This window comes from Wolbachia endosymbiont (group A) of Pogonocherus hispidulus, from assembly GCF_964028195.1.
Lineage (GTDB): Bacteria > Pseudomonadota > Alphaproteobacteria > Rickettsiales > Anaplasmataceae > Wolbachia.
In genome coordinates this window covers 1,540,754-1,564,842 of the sequence record NZ_OZ034750.1, presented here as the reverse complement: position 1 = coordinate 1,564,842, position 24,089 = coordinate 1,540,754, and the positions used below count along the sequence as shown (strand labels likewise).

The 24,089-nt window shown below is 34.6% G+C and carries 17 protein-coding genes, 1 tRNA gene, 1 rRNA gene and 2 pseudogenes; 15 read left to right on the top strand and 6 right to left on the bottom strand.

The genetic code is table 11. From position 1 onward, the window contains the following. Positions 1 to 16 precede the first annotated feature (16 nt). Positions 17 to 1,501 carry a DNA polymerase III subunit gamma/tau gene (gene dnaX, locus ABWU58_RS07600; RefSeq protein ID WP_353283115.1) on the top strand — a complete coding sequence of 495 codons (1,485 nt, stop codon included), beginning with the start codon at positions 17 to 19 and terminating at the stop codon, positions 1,499 to 1,501. A gap of 21 nt (positions 1,502 to 1,522) precedes the next feature. Next, positions 1,523 to 1,837, top strand: coding sequence for a YbaB/EbfC family nucleoid-associated protein (locus ABWU58_RS07595; RefSeq protein WP_353283746.1), 315 nt, complete (start codon positions 1,523 to 1,525; stop codon positions 1,835 to 1,837). Between the two features lie 331 nt (positions 1,838 to 2,168). On the opposite strand, the pseudogene ABWU58_RS07590 reads toward ABWU58_RS07595, so the two are convergent. Further along, positions 2,169 to 2,614: pseudogene (locus ABWU58_RS07590) on the bottom strand (IS110 family transposase); the annotation flags it as partial. A 404-nt stretch (positions 2,615 to 3,018) separates the two neighbouring features. Here ABWU58_RS07590 and ABWU58_RS07585 point away from each other — a divergent pair. Next, positions 3,019 to 4,353, top strand: a complete 1,335-nt coding sequence (locus tag ABWU58_RS07585) for an alanine:cation symporter family protein (RefSeq protein ID WP_353283114.1) — start codon at positions 3,019 to 3,021, stop codon at positions 4,351 to 4,353. 119 nt (positions 4,354 to 4,472) lie between these two features. Continuing rightward, positions 4,473 to 6,986: a hypothetical protein gene (locus ABWU58_RS07580; protein ID WP_353283113.1), complete on the top strand. Its 2,514-nt coding sequence runs from the start codon at positions 4,473 to 4,475 to the stop codon at positions 6,984 to 6,986. A gap of 382 nt (positions 6,987 to 7,368) precedes the next feature. Here ABWU58_RS07580 and ABWU58_RS07575 read toward each other — a convergent pair whose 3' ends face one another. The 3 genes from ABWU58_RS07575 to ABWU58_RS07565 form a co-directional block, all read right to left on the bottom strand. After that, positions 7,369 to 7,545, bottom strand: a complete 177-nt coding sequence (locus tag ABWU58_RS07575; protein ID WP_353283112.1) for a hypothetical protein — start codon at positions 7,543 to 7,545, stop codon at positions 7,369 to 7,371. Continuing rightward, complete coding sequence (locus ABWU58_RS07570) at positions 7,518 to 7,817, bottom strand: hypothetical protein (protein WP_353283111.1); 300 nt, start codon at positions 7,815 to 7,817, stop codon at positions 7,518 to 7,520. The genes ABWU58_RS07575 and ABWU58_RS07570 overlap by 28 nt, the downstream gene beginning before the upstream one ends. A 73-nt stretch (positions 7,818 to 7,890) precedes the next feature. After that, positions 7,891 to 7,966: transfer RNA gene (locus ABWU58_RS07565), tRNA-His, on the bottom strand. 150 nt (positions 7,967 to 8,116) lie between these two features. On the opposite strand from ABWU58_RS07565, the gene murJ reads away from it, so the two are divergent. The 3 genes from murJ to ABWU58_RS07550 all read left to right on the top strand — a co-directional run bounded on the left by murJ (position 8,117) and on the right by ABWU58_RS07550 (position 12,922). Further along, a complete protein-coding gene (gene murJ / locus ABWU58_RS07560) occupies positions 8,117 to 9,604 on the top strand; it encodes a murein biosynthesis integral membrane protein MurJ (protein ID WP_353283110.1) in 1,488 nt (495 codons plus the stop codon). A gap of 3 nt (positions 9,605 to 9,607) precedes the next feature. Then, entirely contained in the window at positions 9,608 to 12,151 is a 2,544-nt protein-coding gene (locus tag ABWU58_RS07555) for an AsmA-like C-terminal region-containing protein (protein ID WP_353283109.1), read from the top strand. 96 nt (positions 12,152 to 12,247) lie between these two features. Further along, complete coding sequence (locus tag ABWU58_RS07550; RefSeq protein ID WP_353283108.1) at positions 12,248 to 12,922, top strand: hypothetical protein; 675 nt, start codon at positions 12,248 to 12,250, stop codon at positions 12,920 to 12,922. 357 nt (positions 12,923 to 13,279) lie between these two features. Here the strand turns inward: ABWU58_RS07550 and ABWU58_RS07545 are convergent. After that, positions 13,280 to 13,834, bottom strand: a pseudogene (locus ABWU58_RS07545) (hypothetical protein). Between the two features lie 841 nt (positions 13,835 to 14,675). Beyond that, positions 14,676 to 15,293, bottom strand: coding sequence for a hypothetical protein (locus ABWU58_RS07540; RefSeq protein ID WP_353283107.1), 618 nt, complete (start codon positions 15,291 to 15,293; stop codon positions 14,676 to 14,678). Between the two features lie 153 nt (positions 15,294 to 15,446). Here ABWU58_RS07540 and ABWU58_RS07535 point away from each other — a divergent pair. The 8 genes from ABWU58_RS07535 (at position 15,447) to ABWU58_RS07500 (ending at position 24,055) form a co-directional block, all read left to right on the top strand. Then, a 16S ribosomal RNA gene (locus tag ABWU58_RS07535) occupies positions 15,447 to 16,950 on the top strand. Positions 16,951 to 17,050: 100 nt separating this feature from the next. Next, complete coding sequence (gene sdhC / locus ABWU58_RS07530) at positions 17,051 to 17,428, top strand: succinate dehydrogenase, cytochrome b556 subunit (protein ID WP_010963112.1); 378 nt, start codon at positions 17,051 to 17,053, stop codon at positions 17,426 to 17,428. After that, entirely contained in the window at positions 17,425 to 17,781 is a 357-nt protein-coding gene (gene sdhD, locus ABWU58_RS07525) for a succinate dehydrogenase, hydrophobic membrane anchor protein (RefSeq protein ID WP_353283106.1), read from the top strand. The genes sdhC and sdhD overlap by 4 nt, the downstream gene beginning before the upstream one ends. An 84-nt stretch (positions 17,782 to 17,865) precedes the next feature. Further along, positions 17,866 to 19,071: a hypothetical protein gene (locus ABWU58_RS07520; RefSeq protein ID WP_353283105.1), complete on the top strand. Its 1,206-nt coding sequence runs from the start codon at positions 17,866 to 17,868 to the stop codon at positions 19,069 to 19,071. Between the two features lie 112 nt (positions 19,072 to 19,183). Beyond that, positions 19,184 to 20,473, top strand: a complete 1,290-nt coding sequence (locus tag ABWU58_RS07515; protein ID WP_353283104.1) for a sugar phosphate nucleotidyltransferase — start codon at positions 19,184 to 19,186, stop codon at positions 20,471 to 20,473. Between the two features lie 411 nt (positions 20,474 to 20,884). After that, entirely contained in the window at positions 20,885 to 22,114 is a 1,230-nt protein-coding gene (locus tag ABWU58_RS07510) for a lipoprotein-releasing ABC transporter permease subunit (RefSeq protein ID WP_353283103.1), read from the top strand. Then, positions 22,107 to 22,838: a hypothetical protein gene (locus ABWU58_RS07505; RefSeq protein ID WP_353283102.1), complete on the top strand. Its 732-nt coding sequence runs from the start codon at positions 22,107 to 22,109 to the stop codon at positions 22,836 to 22,838. Before ABWU58_RS07510 ends, ABWU58_RS07505 begins: the two co-directional genes overlap by 8 nt. Further along, positions 22,835 to 24,055, top strand: a complete 1,221-nt coding sequence (locus ABWU58_RS07500; protein WP_353283101.1) for a heme biosynthesis protein HemY — start codon at positions 22,835 to 22,837, stop codon at positions 24,053 to 24,055. The genes ABWU58_RS07505 and ABWU58_RS07500 overlap by 4 nt, the downstream gene beginning before the upstream one ends. Positions 24,056 to 24,089: the final 34 nt, after the last annotated feature.

The following is a 24,089-nucleotide window of genomic DNA, read 5'->3' as shown; positions in this document are numbered from 1 at the left end:
TGTTTTATTCGAGGCTATGAATATAGCATTAAAACATCGTCCTAGTAGCTTTAAAGATCTAGTAGGTCAAGATATATTAGTGCGTGTATTAGAAAATGCTTTTATTTTAAATAAAATCCCACAATCTATACTGCTCTCTGGTAGTAGTGGAGTTGGTAAAACCACCACTGCAAGGATAATAGCTTTATGTTTGAATTGTTCCCTGGGGCCAATTTTTGAACCTTGCGGATCATGTGAAAATTGTCTAGCAATAAAAAATTCAAGCCATCCAGATGTAATTGAAATCGATGCAGCAAGTCACACTAGCATTGACGATATTAAAGTAATCCTGGGAGATATTTGCTATTCACCTATAAGCTCTAAATTCAAAGTCTACATTATAGATGAAGTACACATGTTATCCAGCAGTGCATTTAACGCATTACTTAAAACCCTAGAAGAGCCACCATCTAGTGTAAAGTTCATTTTAGCAACTACGGAAATAAAAAAAATACCAATAACTATTATTGCACGTTGTCAAAGATTTGATTTACACAACATTCCTGTAGCTAAAATAGTGGAACGTTTAAATGATGTTGCACAAAAAGAGAGTTATTCCATTGAAAAGGGAGCATTAGAATTAATTGCACGACACTCTGGAAATTCAATGCGTAACGCCTTGTTTTTGATGAATCAAGCAGTGCTATATAGCAAAGATGGTGCAATATCCACTAAAAATGTGACAGACATACTTGGCTTAGTAGATAAAGATATTATATTCGATCTATTAGGGGCAATATTAGAAGGTGATTTACAGAAAGCTCTATCAGTGTTTGACAAGGCAATAAAAACAGCAAACCCACTTAGTGTTTTTGAAGGTCTATTGCAAACAATTCAGTTAATATGCCGTTTTTTAATTACGAAAGAGATTGATAGTGCAGTTACAGAGTATGAAAAGAATAGGATAAAAGATTTAAGTATAAAGAGATCTTTAATATTTTTTTCAAGATTGTGGAAGGTGTTGCTTAAAGGTATTCAAGATATAAAAGCTTCAACATGCAACGATGTTGCTGCTGAAATGATGTTAATTAGCCTCTGTTATCTTTCTGATCTGCCTTCTCCGGAACAAGTGGTCAAAAAAATTCTTTCGCAGAGTGTACAGCAGGGAAATACGCATAGTATAGGAAATGAACAGCAACAAAATTATGATTTTGACAAGGTTTTGCAATTATTAAGGCGGAGTAACCAAATTTATCTTTACAAACAACTATGTAGTAATCTACAATTAATAGATTGTAAGCCTGGATATTTAAAATTAAAAGCTGTATCTAAGTTGGATAGTAATTTTTGCAATGATTTAAAAAATTACTTAAACCAGGTGACTCAGCAGGAGTGGGTTGTTACAGTTGATACGAGTTATATAAACAGGGAAGTGAGTAATTTAAATTATGCACCTGCAGTCAAGGATATACTTGACACGTTTAAAGGTGCAAAAGTAGTTAATATAGAAAATAAGGAGTAAGTTGTGGATTTTAGTCAAATAATGAAACAAGCGCAAGAGATGCAAAAAAAGCTTGCAGAAGCTCAAGAAAAATATATCGGAAAAGAGTTTCAAGGTATTTCTGGTGGTGGCAAAGTTTCTGTATTAGTGGAAGTCATAAAAATAGGTAGCTATAAAGCTAAGAAGGTGAACATAGACTTAGAGCTTATGAGAAACGAGGAAAAAGATGTAGTAGAGGATTTAGTGACAGCAGCGTTTAATGATGCCGTTAAAAAAGCAGAAGAAGACATGGCAAATGCAACTTCTGATCTTGCAGGTATGATGGGTTTACCACCTGGATTTAAACTTCCTTTTTGAACTTATTTCTATACTACTGAAGTTTCTTTTAGTGTAAGTATTTCTTTTCTAATATTTCTAATACTAGTGCTTCTTTATATAATGCACCTACAATATTACGCAAAGATCACAATGGTGAAAATGGGACAAAAAGTAAAGAGACATTCGAGCTAGTGAGAGGATATAGCTATAATAAGTAAGATTTCCCTACGTCATATCAACTATGTTTTTTTTAAATTTTTTGAATTTAGTTTTATTACAACTCTTGTTTATAATTTTGTATTTTTATTCAATTAGAAAATGCATTTTTGACAATAAACACCCTAATTTATCATAGAAAAATTTTATATCAAACAACAGATTTGGACTTTGCAGCAGCCATTGCAGCCGTTAGTACGAACATTGCTTCTACCGCCTGTTATTCTTCGATAACCAATAGCTTTTCCACTTTCTTTTGGATGCGCCAGCAAGACTTGCTACTTCTTTTCTGTTTAAGTAGCCAAGCTCTGGCATCAGACACACAAAATCTTGAGATAACTTTGCCTGGCACTGTTCTCAGAATTTTTTGGCGCTTCTGTAACTCTAGATCTTTATCTAAGAAAATGCGATAAACCAATTCCCTGTGTTTTCTAAAGTCACTAAAGAATTAGGTAAGATATCTGAAAACTTTTTAAACAATTGTTGCTAACCAGAAGCATTATTATCAAATTCGACAACACTCTTCTGTGTGTGAACCGCAACAACATTTTTAAATTTTCCGATGTCAATACCAATAAAGTTTTGATAAGATGTAACCATATTAATAACCTCGATAGTTTATTGATTTAAGATTGTAAACGGGTGCATACATATGTCCCATGCAACTATTCAAACGTATCGAGGGCTAGTGTACCTTGATATAAACGGTTGCCAACGCCGCGTCGGTCGCACACGCCCGCTATTCCTATAGTGAGTAGAGTTATCTTCCCTCTTGTTTCTTTTATAACATATTTTTAACTTACAACTGCCGCGGTATCTCTAGATCCCGCTAACAAGTAGCGGGATGACGGTTGTCGTTTTTCAAATTGTTGGTAAATCTAAGTCAGTTTAGCTATGGCAGGTTATTAGCTTACTATAGCTTTTGTAGTGTGACTTCTCATGAACAATAAGTTAGGTATTTTCAATTTTTGTTGTATACTCAAGTAAAAGTCTCACTTTTACAGATGGATACAGTAAAGTTTGTTTTATTACTGCCAACAATATTACTCATGCTAGTTGCTGGTGTTTACCTATCGGTTAAACTAAAATGGCTACAGATATTTAGATTGCCGTACGCCCTTTCACTCATTGGAGTTAAAAGAGGAGAAAATAAATTTTCTTCTATAGCCGCTCTGTTTACAATCTTAGGGGGAAATTTAGGAGTAGGAAATATTTCAGGAACTGCTGTTGCTCTAAAAACCGGGGGACCGGGCTCTATTTTATGGATGGCAATAATTATTGTTATCACTTCTGTGATAAAATACGTTACTTGTTATCTAAGTATAAAAACCAGAAAGGAAAAGAACGGACGGTTTATAGGTGGCCCTGTAGCCTACATGGCTGATGCGTTTAACTCTAGGAAGGCCACAATTGTCTTTCTAGTTATCATGATGATGGTTTCAATAACAGTTGGTAACCTTGTTCAGGTAAATTCTCTATCAATACCACTTAACATGATAGATGTGCCTGTAGTCATTGGTGGCATTGTAATGGCCATAATATTTTTTGTTGTTGCAGTCCTCAGCTTAAAAAAAATTAAAATTTTTATATCGGCTATGATACCGATAATGACGGTAAGTTACCTCACACTTTGCGGTATCATATTATTTAAGTTTAGTGAAAATACCCTTCCTTCTCTAAAACTAATAACAAGCAGTTTTTTTACAACTAGTAGCTTTAATTCTGGTTTATCTCTAGGTTTGATTTTAGAAATGTTGACTATTATTCAAGTCGGAACTTTGCGAGGTATTTTTGCAACAGATATAGGGCTTGGCCTTGAAGGAATCGTACATTCTTCAATTGTTCCTAAGAAAAATAACAATAAATTTATTATTGAGCAGAGTCTAATTACAATAATATCGCCTTTTATAGTTGCATTCATAGTGTTTATTACAACAATGGTACTGCTTGTCACAGATTCTTGGGTCACTGATTTAGAAAGTACTAATATGTGCATATTTGCTTTTAGAAAAGCTATGAATTGGCCCTATATTGACTATTTAATTATGGCCATAATGTTTTGTTTTGCTTTCACTACTATTTTTACTTGGTTTTTTTGCTCAAAACAGACAATACGCTATGTGTCTATGGATAATAAATACACTAAAATCTGGATTGTAATTTTTACCATGATCATTCCGCTTGGTGCGATAGGTAAAGTCCGGTTGCTATGGGATGTCGCTGATATCTCGATTGCTGCTTTGTTGTTTATCAACATACTCGCTATACTCAAGCTAACTTCTAAAGATCCAGAAGTGTTTACTGTGAGCAACAGATATTTAAAATTAGGCGCCAACTAAAAGTTGCCATCTGAGTAACAACACAACCTTCCTTAATAAAAATTCAACCAATGCTTGTGATAATTATATTAGCTAGTATTAGCTAGAACTAAAGGCAGAGGGTTATTAGTGAGGGGTATATGAACACTAACGATACACAACAAGAACACATTTATAATGAGCGCATTCAAGAATTTTTTCCTTTATTTGATAAAAAGGACGACCCAATTTATAATGCTAGAGTTGGTTTTAACACAGTAAAGTTTTTAACAGAACACGCCAATTGGGATTGGAACAAAGATGAAAACAAAGATAAAGCGTGTGAAGTTATTCTTCAGGAATGCAACAAGATAAAGAAAGCCGAACAAAAGCTTGAAAGTGAAGTTAAAAAAAGGTTGAAAGATTACGTTGACGATGGTGTTACAGCAGTGTCAATATACGGTAATTATGCTAGTATTACACTTGGGGATAACAAGAAAGAGTTCAAAATCAGCGAATTTTTAAACAGTGATTTTTGTCAGAAGAATGGAATCTCGGGGTTTTCAACGTTGCATAGTGATGGAAAGAGCGGAATGCATGGTTTTGTTGCCGAGGAAGGAGGGAAAAAAATAAGACATTATGTCGTAACTGATGGTTCATACGAGATGACTTTGAAGTGGTATGGTGAGAAAGGGGAAGAATACAAGATCAAAATTAATATTAAAGCTGACGGTGTAGAATTTATTGAAGGTAATATTACTGAAAAAGATTTAAAAGATGAGTTAAAAATGAATAAAGATGTAAAAATAGGTGGTTTATTCCTGCATGAAATAAAATTCAGGGAAAAAGGACAAGGAAAAGCGAATGAGATGCAAAAAGACAATCAAGTCCTTAAAGAATCATCTGAAATCGCAATAAAAAGTAACAGTAGAGACATTGAGCAAGAGGTCAAAAAACCTGTTCAAAAACACCAAGCTACTCATATGAATCGAGAAGTTGGGTCTCAGACCCCTCCGCTGCCACCACTTAGAACTAGTTCACTACCACCTGAAAAAGATGTTTTCAATAAGCAAGGGAGGAATACCTCTGCCAAGCCTGTAAGCCAAGATGGTGGGCAAAGAGATAAACAGAATAATCCAACACCTAATAATCAGCAAAAAGGTGCAACTTCTGATCCCTCAGATAGTTCTACTTTCACCAAGTCTGTAAGCCACAATCAAGATAATAGGCAAGAAGATGAACGTTATGACAATCCTACATTTGGACATGCTGTACCTGGAAGCCGAAAACCAGATAGAAGTGAGCAAATACCTAATAATCAGCAACAACCTGAAATTCCGCAACAAGAAGGAAATAGCAAAAGCGATCTATTACAAGAGATCAGGAATTTCAAGAAAAACAACTTACGGCACACTGATGTTGATGATAGAGAAGCATCAATGGAAGGAGGCAGGAAAAATGAATCAACGTCTTCTATATTAGAAACATTAAAGGACAAAGTTCCTTACTTGCCTTATTCAAATATACATGAACATAACAGTGATAACCGTGGTGCTAGTGATGCTGAGTGGGAAGAAAGTAAACAGCCACTTTCTGCTCCAAAACCCAATAGAGGCGTTTCATCTCCAACTGCTGACCATAGTCAATCTCAGGCAGATCCTAAGCATTTAACCAGGAAACTTGAGGAAAACGAGTTAAATCACCAAAAGGAAAACAAAGCACCGGAAGAGCATGGGAAAAATAGTAAGGATCACAACAGTGGAACTCATAATAATTATAGAAGAATTAATGAAGATGTTAAAGAGACTAGTTTTAATACATCAGAAAAAATTCAGTCTGAATTGCAAAAAGACGATTTAGCAGATGTAAAAACAGTGGAAGGTCCAACTGTTAGTGTCTCTGCTTCAACACCAAATAGTATAAGTGATTCAGGCTATATATCTCCAACTAATGGTGATAATAAATCTCAAACAGATTTAAAACAGGTAGGAAGGAAATTAGAAGAACATATTAATCTAACTCCATTTGAAGAACTTAAAAATACATTAGGTCAAGAAAATCTCGGGTTAAAACCGGCTGATCAGAGTCAGATTAGCGAGGAAACTAAAAAACGCTTGAGAGAAATTGGGTTGCTAAAAGACAGCTCAACAGACATAAAAACAAACGATTCGGGCTATTCATCTCCAACTCATGCTAATCATGAACAATCTCAAGTAAATCCTGGACAGTTAAAAGCGAGCCTAATGAATGTTGAACAAAGAGATGACACTCTACTTACGGAATTTACCAGTAAGTTGGATAAAGAAACTCAGAAGTTCCCACTAAAACCGGTGGATCAGAAAGAAATGAGCGAACAAACCAAAGAACGTTTATCAGAAGCTGGATTGCTAAAGGACGGCTTAGCAAATGTAAAAACAGTGGCAGAACAAGAAAATAATGACACTAATTCAACTGTAGATAAAAATAGTAATCTATATAAATTACTAGAGAAAGATGAAGCACAACTGAAAATTGGAGTGATAGAAGAAGAAAGAAAAGATACTTTAACGGAACACACTGATAGTTATGATCGCAATAGAATTGCATTAGGTAACAGAAATAAAAGGCCACTGGATTGGGCTAAACGTATTGCTGAGTCACAAGAAAAAGATACTAATAAAAGTATTTTAATGTAAATTGAGGTTAGGGAATGTTCAAAAAAGTGTGTCAAACCGCATTTTTAACTCAACTCAACTTTCAATCTACCAGGAAAGAAAATATCAAGTTGAGATATAGTTAAAGCCCAATTAGGTATAGCCATAGTGGGAGTGTTAAATAAACCATACGCGTCAAGTTAAGGCCCAACCATTTAAAGTGGGTATCTTGTTTGTTACATTTATTTTTTGGGAAATAAAGAATCTTAATCCCTTTCAAAACCTTCTATCTATTGTCTCTTAAGCTACACCTCTGAACGGATACTCGTCCCTCACACCGCTTAGCTGAACGGATACACAAATATTCGTACAGCTATATGCTGCACACTAGAATAACAGAAAGCAGAAACCTTACTTAATTGGTTTAAAGTGATTCGTACCCCTTCCCTTTTGAAGAAAAACACTCAACTATAGGTGATATAATGTGCTCATTCACTTTTTCAGCTGCAAGTGATATAGCTATAGTCGCAAAAAGCCCTGCAATTGGCGCTATTACTCCTATTGTTGCACCTGCTAAAGCTGCAGAGCCCAGTCCAAGCATTGCACCAGAAAAATAGTAGTTGCGGCTGCAGCAAGGCCAACTCCAATTGCAGCGCTTGTAACGCATAAACGAGCAGATATGAAAAGATTTTTCTTGGAGCATTCTCCTTTGCATATACTATATGCAGCGAGTAATATTACAGGAACGGCAGCAACAATTCCACCTATAACCAAAGGTGACAAAGCTGTAAAACTCAATCCCAAACCTGTCAATGCTCCTATTACTGATGCTGCACCACACAATATTAAAAATTTTTTAGTGTCGTCATCCATATACTCTCCCTAATTAATTGATAAATAATAATATTACCATTTGTTCATATCTCCGTCAAGCAGAAAATTTTAGTGGGGCGAGCGACCAGGATTGAACTGGCGACATTCAGTACCACAAACTGACGCTCTACCAACTGAGCTACGCCCGCCAAGATATAAAATTTCTAACATAAGAGCGCAAATAGTCAATTGATTATTTAACTCTCCTTTTGCAGAGGGTTTTAAGTTTAGCCAATAAATATTTTCATTTATGCTTTTACCATTATAGTTAATCGTATTGACACTAATGAAGTAGTGGTATGTTTAAAAGTATTTTCACATTTAGTTTTTTTACGGCTATTTCAAGGATCTCAGGGTTAATAAGAGATGTATTGATTGCTACGGTTATTGGTACGAACTCTCTTGCAGACATATTTTTTTCTTCGTTTCGCTTTGCCAATCTATTTCGAGCATTTTTTGCAGAAGGAGCGTTCACTACCTCATTCATACCGTTATACTCGACAGAATCATATGATAATAAAAAGGCATTTAATTTTGCAAGTAGTGTAATATCCATTACGTTTATTATCTTAGTAATTTTTTGTCTTATCATGCAAACTTTCTCCCCTTATATGATTCAAATTTTTGCTCCTGGATTTGACCAAAGTAAGTTTACCCTTACTGTTACTTTATCAAGAATTATGATGCCCTACATAATCTTTGTTTCAATTGCATCACTTATTGGCGGAATGCTGCAAGTAAAGCAGCATTTTGCTTCAACAGCTATTGCACCAATCGTTTTGAATCTCTGTTTAATCATCAGTTTGTTTGTGCCTTACGTAAAAACTCCAGCGCACAACCTTTCTATAGCTGTCCTTATAGGAGGAATTTTCCAGCTACTTTTGATACTATTTAGTGCATACAAGTTAAAGGCAGCTTTTTCTTTTAGCCTTGAATTAAGCAATGAAGTAAGGTTGTTTTTTAAGCGTGTGATACCTGCAATTATCAACAATTGTGTAACTCAAATAAGCTTATGGATTGATACAATCATGGCGAGTTTTATACCAAATGCGGTGTCCTATATATATTATGCCGATAGACTAAATCAACTACCGCAGGGAATAATCGGTACTGCAATCGGTACAGTGCTTCTTCCTTTAATTTCAAAACAGGTGAATAATACTGAAAATATAGTCAAAATACAGAACAAGGCTCTCAACATAGGATTAATGTTAATTATGCCAACAACTGCTGCCTTTATCATTATTCCCGACATAATTTTACTTACGCTTTTTTCTTACGGCCGGTTTGATCATTATGCAGTGCAGCAAACTGCTCCCACGTTAATAGCATTTTCTCTTTCTTTACCTGCATTTATTATAAATAAAGTATTGCTACCCACATTTTTTGCTAAAGGCAATCTGAAAATACCAACTATATTTTCACTAATGTGCCTTGGAATTAATGTAGTGCTAAACCTTCTGTTAATGAACGAATATCAGCATACGGGAATTGCTATCGCTACTTCCGTTTCCACTTGGATAAACTCCATTCTATTAATTAGTTATTTAACAATAAATAAAATGTATAAGGTTAGCCAAGCGTTATTGTTAAATATCATGAAAATTTTTGTAGCAACGGTAGTCATGTCAATAGCCCTTTATATTTTTAATTCTTTGTTGGCAGGATTATTTTTTGATAAAATGTTGGCTCGTATTGTTTATTTAACGACTTTAATAGCTTTGAGTGTTATTGTTTATTTTGGTACTCTTTACCTAACATTTATAGGGAATTTTAAACATGTGTAAACTATGAGACTTTCTGTATATGCCATATTATCAATCTCGCTGCTATTAATTCTTATGCACATTGCTGCAACTTTTAAGGATTGGAGTGGCTACAGGAAATATATTATAAAAGAGTTGGAGAGAACGTATGATGCTAAAGTGCATATTGGAGGGAAAGTTGAAGTTTCACTCATTACTCCAAAGCTCACTATTTATAATGTATATGTACAATACAACAAAAATAAAGAGCAAAAGTTATCAGATTTAATTAGTGTAAGAAAAATTGAAATAAGGCCATCGCTCCTATCGTTGCTTTTATTTTCGTTGCAACCAAAGTCAATTACATTGCTTGGCATGAAAAGCAACAAAGAAAATTTACTTAATATTATAAATGCAAAAGCCAGTGGTAACATAGTTGATACAGTAATAAAAGACAGCCAAGTAAGTTTTAAAAGTGATTTCGCTGATATTGTTAACATAAAGGAAGTTGCTGTAAAAAAAAATAGGCAATTCTCTGGTAAAGTAAAGGTAGGTGATAATAATTACGATTTTTCAGGAAAGGTTAATATCACAAAAAAGAATGTATACATTAGTGTTGAATCAAATTTTGTAAATTTGCTATTTACAGGTAATAGAAATCAAGAAGAACTCCAGGGTAATTTAACACTAACGATTAATAATAGTTCCGGTTCTGTGAGTGATTTAGCAAAAATCATTAATCTTAGCTTTCTTTCTTGTGTTATTCCTAGTGAAAATATTGAGATATCATCTAATATCAACCTCGATGAAAATGAGTTTACGGTAACTGACTTAAAAATTGATTCCAAAAGCATGCAAGCCAGTGGTACAATACAAAATGATAGAAAAGGCGATCACACTAATCTCAATATTAGCTTCAGCAAAGTTGACTTAGATTCCATACAAAATGATTCACAAAGAACAACGAATATGAAGGATCTTCTGGAATGTTTTAGAGCAGTTGTGCCAAAGAACTTGAGCTTAAATTTTAATATGGAAGCTTCTAACATTCAATATCAAAACAAAATATTGGACAATTTCCGTGCTGTACTAAAATCCACTGATGGCAAAGTAAAAGTTAATACGCTTCTTAAATTTCCCGGAATCAATAATATATCTTACTTATCAGGAGAGATCTCAAACAATAATGCCCTATCTGAATTCGACGGTGATTTATTAGTCGAAGGAGGTGATTTTGAGTCATTCATTTCATGTTTTTTCCCTTCTATAAAGATGAAAGAAAACCAGAAAAATCAATTTACACTAAGTTCTAAATTGCACCTTGCACCAAGAATATTATCTATCTCAGACATTAGACTGCTAAATAATAAGGAATCCTTGCAAGGATCAATTAAGATGAGTTACGCAAAAAAACGCAGTGTGATTGATGGCAAATTTAGCATGCATAATCTTGATGCAGATAAATATGATCATTCATTGTTTAGCAGTTTATCTAAAATGCAACGGCTGAAAAATTTTCAGTATGATGCAAATATAAAGGCCAGTGTTAATAACCTTACATTGAATGATACGAAAATTAAAAATTTGGATTTTTTGCTGAAAATGGAAAAAGGTAAGCTAGTTGCAGATAAAATAAAACTATCTGGAGAAGATTTCGATATTACCGGTAATGCAAAAATATTAGTAGATCAAAAATACGCCAAACCTTTATTAGATGTGAACCTTACGGGCAATAAATTTAATGGAAATATCTTTAAATTACCAAATTTAGTAGAGGTAAAAAGAAATTCAAGAAATGAGATAGATCAAATTCAATGGTCAACAAAGCAGCTTGATTTTTTGGATGATAAAGAAGGCTTTGATGCAAATGTGCAAATCAATACTGCAGAATTTAAAACCGAGCAGAATATTTTGAAAGATTTTAATTTGGATGCGGTAATGAGAAACAACGTTATCACTATCAGGCAGGCAAGTTACGTATTAGAACACGGGCAAGTGTTTTTTCAGGGTTATTTAAGATCAGACTCAATGAATACAAGATTTTCTATTGTAAATTTGGACACTAAAAAGATTGGTAAGGTTATAGGAATTGACAATGTAAATGGTCAGGTAAGCTTAAATGGTGAAATCAAAACTCAAGGAAAAAGTTTTCATGATTGGGCTAGTAACTTATCAGGAGATGTAAACCTACAAGCGCAGGGAATAGAAGTTACTAATGTAGATTTTAATTCATTTATCACTAATTTGTTAAGCAGTAAGAATAAATCTGAAATTTCCACATTTGCTTATGTTGATATATATAATGGCAGTACATTTTTTGAAAATATTAGCGGAAAAGCAAGTATTAGTAATGGTATATGTTCAACTAGTTTACAATTCGGGATTGATCAAGCATCAGGGTCGATCTCTTCTAATTTAACCTTATCTAACTTCGCTTTAGCTTCTATATTCAGGTTCTTTTTCATACCACCAAACTATAGTAATCCAATCTATATCGATATGCATTTGGATGGCCCTATTTGGCGTCCTAAGATGAGTTTTGATGTAGACCAAATCTTCATCGCTCTGGTTGGCAAGAGGAATAGTTAATTTACTAACATCTGTTTATAAGAGTCATATGTGCTTGACACCTGGTTAATATTAGGTTAATATATTGATATGAGCGTTAAGTTGTAGGTAAAAAAAATGTTTAGCATGTTTTCAAATCTTTTTGGCAGAAATTCTAATAATCCGAGTATTATTGGAAGTAATGTAGAAGTTAGCCCTATAAAAGAAACAGTGACTCCTGTAGATATTGATGAGGGTTTTGAAGAGATTGATCTTGCAGAAATTGATGAGGAAGAATTTTTTGAATGTACAGCAACACAAGAAGAACTAAATTCGTTGCTTGAATCTGAATCACAAAGTAAAACTATTTCTTATGCCCTTAAGCCACTGCTTTATACTACAAAATATGGAGCTAAAGCGCTATCAGCAACAACGGTAGTTGTATCATACGCCTTAAATGGGGCTTCATATGGTATAGTTGGTATGTCTTATATTCCCCATGGTGCATCAAAAGTGCTTAAAAAATGCAAAGGAGAAGATAAAAACACAGTAGGGTATAAAATTACCACTTCTTCTCAGAACTTACTAGATTTTACGTCAAGTGCTATGTACGCTGTGTCATATATACCATACGGTGCTGGAGTAGTTTTAGATGGTGTATCTGGTATAGCGAATCAATTAGATTCCTCTTTATCTCCTGAAAAAATAGAGCAGATCTGCACTAAATCAGATTTGTTTGTAGACAACTTATCCAGTAAATTAAAGGGAATAAAAATAGAGAATTTTTCACAAGCTCTAGCGGTAGCTTGTTAGGCGTGTACGGTTTAGGGGACAATGAACTCATCTGAACGGATATCTTCAAGCTTATCTGTTCAATGGTGCGGTAGAAAATGGTTGCGTAGACAAAGTTGCTATAGCTAGTGCAACCCTACGTCATATCAACTATGTTTTTTTTAAATTTTTTGAATTTAGTTTTATTACAACTCTTGTTTATAATTTTGTATTTTTATTCAATTAGAAAATGCATTTTTGACAATAAACACCCTAATTTATCATAGAAAAATTTTATATCAAACAACAGTTACTGCTTAGATTTTATGGTTAACGAATATGTGCTTTAAGTGTGTGTGGACGCACATATTCGTTAACTTATTTTCTATGCAGATTTTTTTAATTCATATTAACTGCTTCTTTAAGCCTGGCATTAGCAATAACCATAATTTTACGCATTAGAGCTGTTATAGCTACCATCTTCTTCTTACCACTTTCAATGAGCTTGGAATAAAAGGCACCAAGTGCAGATTTGAGCAGCCATTGCAGCCGTTAGTACGAACATTGCTTCTACCGCCTGTTATTCTTCGATAACCAATAGCTTTTCCACTTTCTTTTGGATGCGCCAGCAAGACTTGCTACTTCTTTTCTGTTTAAGTAGCCAAGCTCTGGCATCAGACACACAAAATCTTGAGATAACTTTGCCTGGCACTGTTCTCAGAATTTTTTGGCGCTTCTGTAACTCTAGATTTTTATCTAAGAAAATGCGATAAACCAATTCCCTGTGTTTTCTAAAGTCACTAAAGAATTAGGTAAGATATCTGAAAACTTTTTAAACAATTGTTGCCAACCAGAAGCATTATTATCAAATTCGACAACACTCTTCTGTGTGTGAACCGCAACAACATTTTTAAATTTTCCGATGTCAATAAAGTTTTGATAAGATGTAACCATATTAATAACCTCGATAGTTTATTGATTTAAGATTGTAAACGGGTGCATACATATGTCCCATGCAACTATTCAAACGTATCGAGGGCTAGTGTACCTTGATATAAACGGTTGTCAACGCCGCGTCGGTCGCACACGCCCGCTATTCCTATAGTGAGTAGAGTTATCTTCCCTCTTGTTTCTTTTATAACATATTTTTAACTTACAACTGCCGCGGTATCTCTAGATCCCGCTAACAAGTAGCGGGATGACGAGATACCACCGCGAACCGTCATACCGCCGCGGTATCTCATCCGCTAACACATAGCGGAATGACGAATTACTTGACCTTTACAGGGATGACGGTTGTCGTTTAGCCATAAATATTAAGAAATTTACCAAACGAAAAAAAAGGCAAAAGAAGCCCTGATTATTGTCTATTTTCAGTATTGGCGTTTTTTAAGTCTTAAACACTGCAATTTAGCTGCTTTTAAATGCAACTCACCTTAGTTTAAATGTTTAAGAAATTTACTAAGCAGAAAAAAGGCAAAAGAAATCCCGTGTTAGCTAGTTGTCACTCTCTAATCCTGCAAATTGGCGTACTATACTGTCTTAAACGACTTATAAGCGCGTTTCGGCTTATATAGGTAAAAACCTAGAAATTTTTAAAGACATGCGATGCACGTAGTGCGAAAAATTAAACATGAGACGCCAAATACCCTAAGTTTTTTGTCATTAACCTGCACAGATTGCGAAGATAAATAAATAGCTTCACTTTCATGATAAGGGGGCTGGCGGAGTTTGTCAAGCAAGTTTTTTCGTTTCTAACGGTTGTTGCCAAAAACTATGTAAGGAGTCTAATGAGTTAACTTCCATATATCCTGAGTAGTTCTTGTGCATTAGCTTTGATTAGGATAGGGCATTTTCTGTCATTTAATAGGAAACGCAATATTTCAGTTGCACCTTTAATGTCGTTATTATGTATCTTTACTACAGCGATAGCTTCTTGGCTTGAATAAGGATACACTGCACTTGATTCTAAATTATCAATTTTATCTTTATTTATTTTTTCACCGTTGGAGTGAAGTAAGCTCATTACTTCTAAGTATTGTGCTAACTCACGCAAAACATTAGGAGCATCTTTATCATCTGCCAAATCATTATAAATAATAGATGCTGTGTCTGTTGGCATTGAATCTGAGATATGATTGAATGCGCGTTCAAAATTTGCTAAATACTCCCAATTTGAATCTATTTCTTCTAGCAGCGGCTTATTATCTTTTTTTAAGAATAATACTTCGTAAAATTTGTTACCTGCAGTTATAGATTGTTTTGTGTTATCAATGTTGCGCAATAAGTATAATGTGATGCCAACTAACATTGGCGCAAGTGCAAGCAGAAAGATGTATTTTTTCATGGTAATATTCCAAATAGTTATATATTTATACATTAATGCTTTTGATTTGCAAAAACATATTGACATAGTGATTATATCACATAATAATATTCTCAAAGTTGTTTGAATAGTTGGAGATTAAAATATTTCTAAAGTAGAAATAAAGACAGCAGTATTAAGCTAAATTATTTTTTGTCGGATTTATCCGATGTACCCTCAACCTTTTATAGGTTGAAGTCTAAATTTGAGAGTTTGATCCTGGCTCAGAATGAACGCTGGCGGCAGGCCTAACACATGCAAGTCGAACGGAGTTATATTGTAGCTTGCTATGGTATAACTTAGTGGCAGACGGGTGAGTAATGTATAGGAATCTACCTAGTAGTACGGAATAATTGTTGGAAACGGCAACTAATACCGTATATGCCCTACGGGGGAAAAATTTATTGCTATTAGATGAGCCTATATTAGATTAGCTAGTTGGTGGAGTAATAGCCTACCAAGGCAATGATCTATAGCTGATCTGAGAGGATGATCAGCCACACTGGAACTGAGATACGGTCCAGACTCCTACGGGAGGCAGCAGTGGGGAATATTGGACAATGGGCGAAAGCCTGATCCAGCCATGCCGCATGAGTGAAGAAGGCCTTTGGGTTGTAAAGCTCTTTTAGTGAGGAAGATAATGACGGTACTCACAGAAGAAGTCCTGGCTAACTCCGTGCCAGCAGCCGCGGTAATACGGAGAGGGCTAGCGTTATTCGGAATTATTGGGCGTAAAGGGCGCATAGGCTGGTTAGTAAGTTAAAAGTGAAATCCCGAGGCTTAACCTTGGAACTGCTTTTAAAACTGCTAACCTAGAGATTGAAAGAGGATAGAGGAATTCCTAGTGTAGAGGTGAAATTCGTAAATATTAGGAGGAACACCAGTGGCGAAGGCGTCTATCTGGTTCAAATCTGACGCTGAGGCGCGAAGGCGTGGGGAGCAAACAGGATTAGATACCCTGGTAGTCCACGCTGTAAACGATGAATGTTAAATATGGGAAGTTTACTTTCTGTATTACAGCTAACGCGTTAAACATTCCGCCTGGGGACTACGGTCGCAAGATTAAAACTCAAAGGAATTGACGGGGACCCGCACAAGCGGTGGAGCATGTGGTTTAATTCGATGCAACGCGAAAAACCTTACCACTCCTTGACATGGAAATTATACCTATTCGAAGGGATAGGGTCGGTTCGGCCGGGTTTCACACAGGTGTTGCATGGCTGTCGTCAGCTCGTGTCGTGAGATGTTGGGTTAAGTCCCGCAACGAGCGCAACCCTCATCCTTAGTTACCATCAGGTAATGCTGGGGACTTTAAGGAAACTGCCAGTGATAAACTGGAGGAAGGTGGGGATGATGTCAAGTCATCATGGCCCTTATGGAGTGGGCTACACACGTGCTACAATGGTGGCTACAATGGGCTGCAAAGTCGCGAGGCTAAGCTAATCCCTTAAAAGCCATCTCAGTTCGGATTGTACTCTGCAACTCGAGTGCATGAAGTTGGAATCGCTAGTAATCGTGGATCAGCACGCCACGGTGAATACGTTCTCTGGTCTTGTACACACTGCCCGTCACGCCATGGGAATTGGTTTCACTCGAAGCTAACGACCTAACCGCAAGGAGGGAGTTATTTAAAGTGGGATTGGTGACTGGGGTGAAGTCGTAACAAGGTAGCAGTAGGGGAATCTGCAGCTGGATTACCTCCTTAGGCTTTGTACATAACTCACCATTTTTAATGGTGGTGCTGTTATGTACTGTACTGCTGTCTTTACTTCTACTTTATTTTAATTTCCCGATAACGGAATTTTATGAGTGATAGACCTCTTTCTCCACATTTACAAATATATAAAGTACAAGTTACTAGTTTTTTCTCTATTATGCACAGATTGACTGGTATCTTGCTATTCCTTTTATTAATGATACTTTCTTGGTATTTCATATTACATGTTTACTTTCCTGAGTTACTTATAGTAAGGTACTTAAATGCATTATTATTCACTCCTGTTGCTAAATTAGCTTATGTCTTATGTTTTATAAGTTTTGTATATCATTTTCTTAATGGTATTCGTCATTTATTGTGGGATGTTGGGCTTAATTTGGAAATTACTGGCGTTTCAAGGAGTGCTATACTGCTGACAGTAACGCTACTTCTTTCTACTATGGCTTTTTTATTTATGTTTATATGAGTCAATCTGGAAATTCAGTACATCATTGGTGGGTCCAGCGTGTTTCTGCGATAATTTTATTATTCCTGTTTCCTTGGTTTATCTATTCATTTTCTTGCGCATTTTATACTGATAGCCCTTTGTCTTTTAGTGAAAAATTTATTAATCACCCTTTAGAGCTTTTATTTTTTGTTGTATTGTTGTTTTGCATTTTTTGGCACGCAGTTCTTGGAATGCAGGTAGTGTGTGAAGATTATATACACAGCATACCTTTGAGGATTTTTACAATTACATGTATAAAGTACTTATCAAGCATTACTTATATAACCCTCGCTTTTACAATCTTTATCTTCTACAGGCATATTTTCTTGTAAAATCACCGGTGCTGTGTTAATATATTATTAGTGTACTAGTTTTATTATTGAACTATAGCATTATAGCGATTTTGGTTTAGCAATATGTTAGAGACATTGAAAAAGTGGGGAACGGACCTTACGCTAAAAGTGAAGGATCTATTTACCTCACCTGAATCTCAAGTTTATGTCAAAGACCTTAGAAAGGTAATGGTATATAAGGATGGACGAAAATGCCGGTACTCAAAAAATTACGATGAAATTGTAAAATCTGGGAAAATTATAGAAGCTAAGAATAGCGAGGGTGAGACTATATATAAACTTTTATATGGCGAGAAAGACAAAAATGGAAGACAACCAAGTTTTGAATTAACTCTTGTCAAGGAAACGGACGATAGGTCTTATTTTACCATTGACTTTTTAGTTAATCCAGAAAAAAATAAGGATGTTAAGCACTATAATGGCTATTATAAACCATTTGGGTTTTCAAAAATCGATCTTGAAAAACATGTACCAATTTTTGAAGTTGATACTCAGTCACTTAAATTAACTAATTCTTCTTTTCTTGCTAAAAAAGGTTGCTTCATCAATGATGACACGGGAGAAGTTGATGAGAAAGATAGAGATGAAAAAGGAAGAAATGGAAAATTACTATACGCTAGTGATTACAAGAAGCTAAGCACCCATTTTTCAGAAATTAGAGATCAGGATGGTAATCTAGAGCTAGATAAAAGTCTTATATCTGTTCCTATCGTTTTTGCTACAAGCTTGGCTAAAGTTTGTACTAAATTGTTGACCTCTCTTCCTATAAAATTAGGGGAGTATTTAATAAGCGAACAAAACCCAATTGCAAAGTCTTTTGGTTATCTTTTATTTACTCCTGCAATGGCAGTAAAAAATTTAGTGAATATGGTAGCTACCATACTTAAGGCTCCAATTTTATTGTTTGTAGCAAATGAGAAAAAATATGGTGATGCTTACTTCACTATGTGGAAACACCAATTGAAAGAATGTTGGGAAGAAGCAAAAAGTGACTTTAATGTTATTAAAGGTGAAGAAAGGCTAAAGCCGGATCATGGGAATCGTGATTCACTAGTGGGCACATGGGATGAGCTTAACGCTAGAAGGCCAAAGAAACAAGGGAATGATAAAGAAGTTAGCAAGAGTAATGAAATACTAAAGAGTCCTGAGGAAGAACAAAATAAGGGTAATGAAATATTAAGTGATAAAAGAAAAGGTCATGTTGAGGAATTACAAAATAGAAGAAATTCACAGCAAGGGCAAGGCGCTACACATGATCACTCTCATTAGCAATTACTTTAAATCAACATTTACTTTCTTTATTAACTATTCCACAACAAAAACTTGCATGTATTTTGCCCTCAGTATAAGATATTAATTATTTAATTAATATCTTAACTAAATGCGCCCTGTAATATTGTGTGGTGGTAGTGGTAGCAGACTTTGGCCTTTATCTAAGCCAAAGCAATTTCAGAAAATATTTAGTCAGAACACTATGTTTCACAACACTTTGTTGAGGCTAAAAAGCGATTATATGCCGCCCATAATTGCTACAAATATACAGTACGAGTCATTAGTGATGGAGGAATTGCATGCACTGCAAGAATATAAAGTGATTTTCGAACCAGTGAAAATTGGAACAGCAGCGGCAATATTAATTGCTGCGCTTCTCTGCAATGAAAACGAGACAATGTTAATTCTGCCTTCAGATCATTTCATAGGTGATTTGAATAGTTTTTATGCTTCTACTCAAAAAGCGTCTAAGTTAGCCTCTGAAACTAACTCTATAGTCACTTTTGGGGTTAAGCCTAATGAATTCAATTCTGAATACGGTTATATAAATGCAGTTTATGATCAGAAAGAAAAATATCATATAGTGAAAGATTTTACAGAAAAACCTGAGCGTAAGTTAAGTAACGATCATTATTGGAACTCTGGAATATTTGTGTTTAAAGCAAAACGCTACATAGATGAGATCAAAAAATCTGCCCTGAATCTTTACAATTTATGTTTTAAACATTTCACACCGCAAGAGAGATTTCTGTATTTAAAACAACGAGATTTTGCAGGAATTGAAGGCATATCCATTGATTACTTGGTGATGGAGAAAGCAAAAAACGTTGCAATGATAGAAGCTAATTTCGATTGGTTGGATGTTGGAACTTGGAGTTCAGTTTTAGAATTGAGTGAGAAGTTTAGTAAAGAACCGGTGTCATTTCAGCATGTGATTAGAGAAAAAGAACCAGTTTCAACGACAAAAAGTAATAAAAATTTATTGGGTGGAGCTTGTAAGCAACCAAACAAAAGTCTAATTTCATTTATTCATAAAGTTAAGAAAGTAAAGGTGATAAGGAAAGAAGTTAAACCATGGGGATTTTGTAGTATAATTTTAATGAGCGAAAATTTTCTTATAAAATATCTTTTTATCAATCCATTAAGCTGCACTTCTAAGCAATTCCATCACTATAGAGATGAATGCCATATAGTGCTATCAGGGGTTGGGTATGTTAGTTTAGAAGACAAAGAATATGCTATAGCAAAAGACCATATGATAGAAATCCCAAGGGAAGTTTCCCATAGGATTGAAAATAGAAGCACAAGCTTTCCACTTGAAATAGTTGAATTTCAGATAGGAGAGCATTTATCTGATAATGATATAGTGAGGTTGGATGATGTATATGGAAGATTTTGAAATTCTAATGTTAAGGTCATAACTGTACGAACATTGTAATTTGAGGGCAAATCTCTACCAGGGAAGGGTGTCATCCCAGTGCTTCGACACTGGGATCCAGCTTTCATGCAACCTCATCAAAAACGTTTATTCAGCATAAGATCAGCTGCTTTCTACGCTCACCAAATCAGTTTACTTATTTGCAAGCAAAAATTTCCTGGATGCCAGTGTCAAGCACTGGCATGACACCATTTACTGTATGAATTACCTTAACAAAAACAAATGTTCGTATAGCTGTGTGTTAAGGTATTGAATATATTCTATAAGCCTGCTAAATTTAAGGAAGCAAAAATCTCTAGTTTTCAAATAAAGAAAAGTCTACAATTATATGAAGTTTCAAAAATATAATGTTTAACCTCAAAATATTTTGTAATGTCCATTGCCTTTGAAATTACTATGGCTGCTTGCTATTTGCGAGCGAAAAATGCCAGATTTTGCTCTATAATGACTTTGTTCTCTATTATCGGCATTGCCCTTGGAGTTGCAACACTAATAGTGGTGATGTCTGTGATGAACGGATTCAGAGCAAAGTTGCTTGACTCAATACTTGGCATTGATGGCCATATTAATGTTTATTTTGATAGGAACATAAATTCAGATTACCGCGCAGTATCAGAATCTATTGAGAAAATTCCAGGTGTATCAAAAGCTACTCCTATGACCAATGATCAAGTTATTATTGTAGCAAATGGTAGAATTGCAGGTAGCGTAGTGCGAGGTGTGTCAACTAAAGATTTGCTTGATAGTACTGCCGTTACAAATAATGTAATTATAGGTGATGTAAAAAAATTTGATGAAGGGATAATAATAGGAGCGCGATTGGCAGAAGCTTTGAACGTTGACTATGGCGACGAAATTACGTTTATATCATCTGAAGAATTTGATGCATTACTTGGTGAAATGCCGCGAATGAAAAAATATAAAGTTATAGCAATATTTGATATGGGTATGCTTGAGTATGATAATACCTTGATATATATGCCTCTAAAATCAGCACAAGCCTTTTTTAATTATAAAAATAGCATAAAAAGTATAGAAGTACTTGTAGACGACGTTACTAGAGCTGATAAGCTGGCAGATGCTATAGAAAAAGAAATAGGAATGAAAGCTGAAAGTTGGCAATCACAGCAAAGCCATTATTTTAGTGCTTTAAAAACTGAAAGAAATGTGATGTTTTTAATTCTTACTTTGATTATAGTTGTAGCAGCGTTTAATATTATCTCAAATTTAATGATGATAGTGCAAGAAAAGAAATCCGCGATTGCAATTATGCGTACATTTGGTGCAACAAGTGGAAGCATTATGCGCATATTTTGCGCTTGTGGTCTATTAATCGGTTTTACGGGAACTTGTCTTGGCTGTATTATAGGTGTCGTTTTTTCTCTCAATATCGAAAGTATTAGAGTATTTTTAGAAAACGTTACTAACGTCAAGCTGTTTGATCCTATGATATACTTTTTTTCAAGTTTACCGGTGATATTAGTCCCTCAAGATGTAGTAAGTATTTCTGCACTTGCATTACTCTTATCATTTTTAGCGACAATTGCTCCTGCATTGCAGGCAGCTGCACAAGATCCTGCGGAGATACTACGTTATGAATGATACTCAGCAAAAGTACATAGGTTGGTTCTTAATTGTATTGTTATTTACCGGTTACATCACAATAAATAACATAATCTTTTTAAAAATAAATCAGCAAGAGAGTGAAAATAATGTGAAAACTTTAATGGAAGGCATGGATGAGCTTAGAATGTTGCTTGAAGTTAATCAATCTAGAATGGAAAAAAGGATATTTGACTTCAAGAGAAGTCTGCACACTCAATGTGAGCAAGGTGATAATAACTCAAGATGTAAGAACCTTGCAAAATTGCTATTACTTGTAGTTAAAATGAAGAATTCGTTATTGCGAGAAGCAAAATTTGATAATCATATAAATTCAATAAAGCCTTTGACATCAGAGCTTGACGATCCAGAGATAGAAAATGCAGTAGATGAATTAGAAAATTTGAAAGAGATAAATACCTTACACGAATTGAAGTTATCTTTTGAAAAAACTATTGATACTATCTATTACAACAAAAGTACATTGTCTAAAAAAATCATTTCAAACTGGATAAAGGTAGACGACCGAAATGATCCATTAAGAGTAAAGTTTGCGGAAATTGAGGAGTCAATAAACGATAATGATTGGCAAAGTATAGCTACTACAGTAAAAGATTTAACGCATTCAGAGTTCAAACCATGGCTGAATAAATTGAATGGTCTTATTGTAGCTTCTAAGAATATTTCAACAATATATCATCACTTATTACAATATATCTCATGATTTATTTTATAATTTTCGCTCTTTCGTTTTTATTTGGCATATGGGTCAAGGTAAGTGGTGAAGTAATAAAATTAGAATTAGGCAATTACACTATAAGTATTGATCTATATTTCATTATTTTTACTTGTGTAGTTTTATTATTTTTATTAATTACACTTGTACGCTTTTTTTCTTCCATTTCATCAACATTTGCCAACATAAGAAATAGAAGAAGGGATAGGGAAGAATTGCTTCTCTTTGAAGCTTTCTTTAGCATAGACTTAGACAATATAGAGAACGCCCAAAAGGTAGTTAAAAGTTTAAATGAAAAAAGCAATAGGTTATCTTTAATAAAGCTCTTTAACTCAGGTAAGACGGGAAATTACAGCTTTTTCAGTAACGGTTTAACAAACGTTGCAAATCAGAATCGTAACTTAGCTCTACTTCTGGCCAATAAGCTGATCGTTCACCTCAAACAAGAAAAAGTAGTCTTTCAAAAATTTATAGAATATTGCTCTAGTTCAATTAATGATAAAATGCTATCTATTCCCTTTCAAATAGAGCATTGCATATTGAAAGAAGATTGGATTAATGCAATTTTGAGGTTGAAGGAAGCAGTTAAGTTCAATATTTTTCTTCCCTTTGACCATAAAGAAATGTTTGCAGTTTTTTATTGTGCTTTGGCAAAACAATATGAAAGTAAAGGGGATTTTAAAGGGGCTATAAAGTCTTTATTCAGAGCGCAAAGTTATTATGCAACCTTTCGGTCCATTAATTATTTAAAAGCAGAATTATATATTAAACTTGGAAAAATCAGAAAAGCTTCTGCAGTGCTAGAGGCAGAATATGCAGTAAATCCTACTCCTCAGTCAGCTAAAATGTACATCAATTTAAATAGTAAAGGTGCTGAAAGACTATACAACTTACGCCCTGATTATTATTTTAGTTACTGTTTACTTGCTTTGTCCTTAATGAGTTCAGGTAAATATGATCTTGCAAGTCAATATCTAGATACTGCTATGAAAAAAGCTAATTACATGTCAATCTACTTTATTGTAATACAACTCAAGGTTACATTGCAAGAACACGACAAGGTAATTTATTGGCTAAACAAGATGGGCTCAGAAGCTTTGCCTGATCCAGGCTGGAAGTGTAAAAATTGTAACAGAGAACTAAAACAATGGGATCATAAATGTTCAAATTGCAATAGTTTTAATTGTGTTTATTATATATTATAAGGTTCCACAAAGTGTGATGATAATAATATATGGA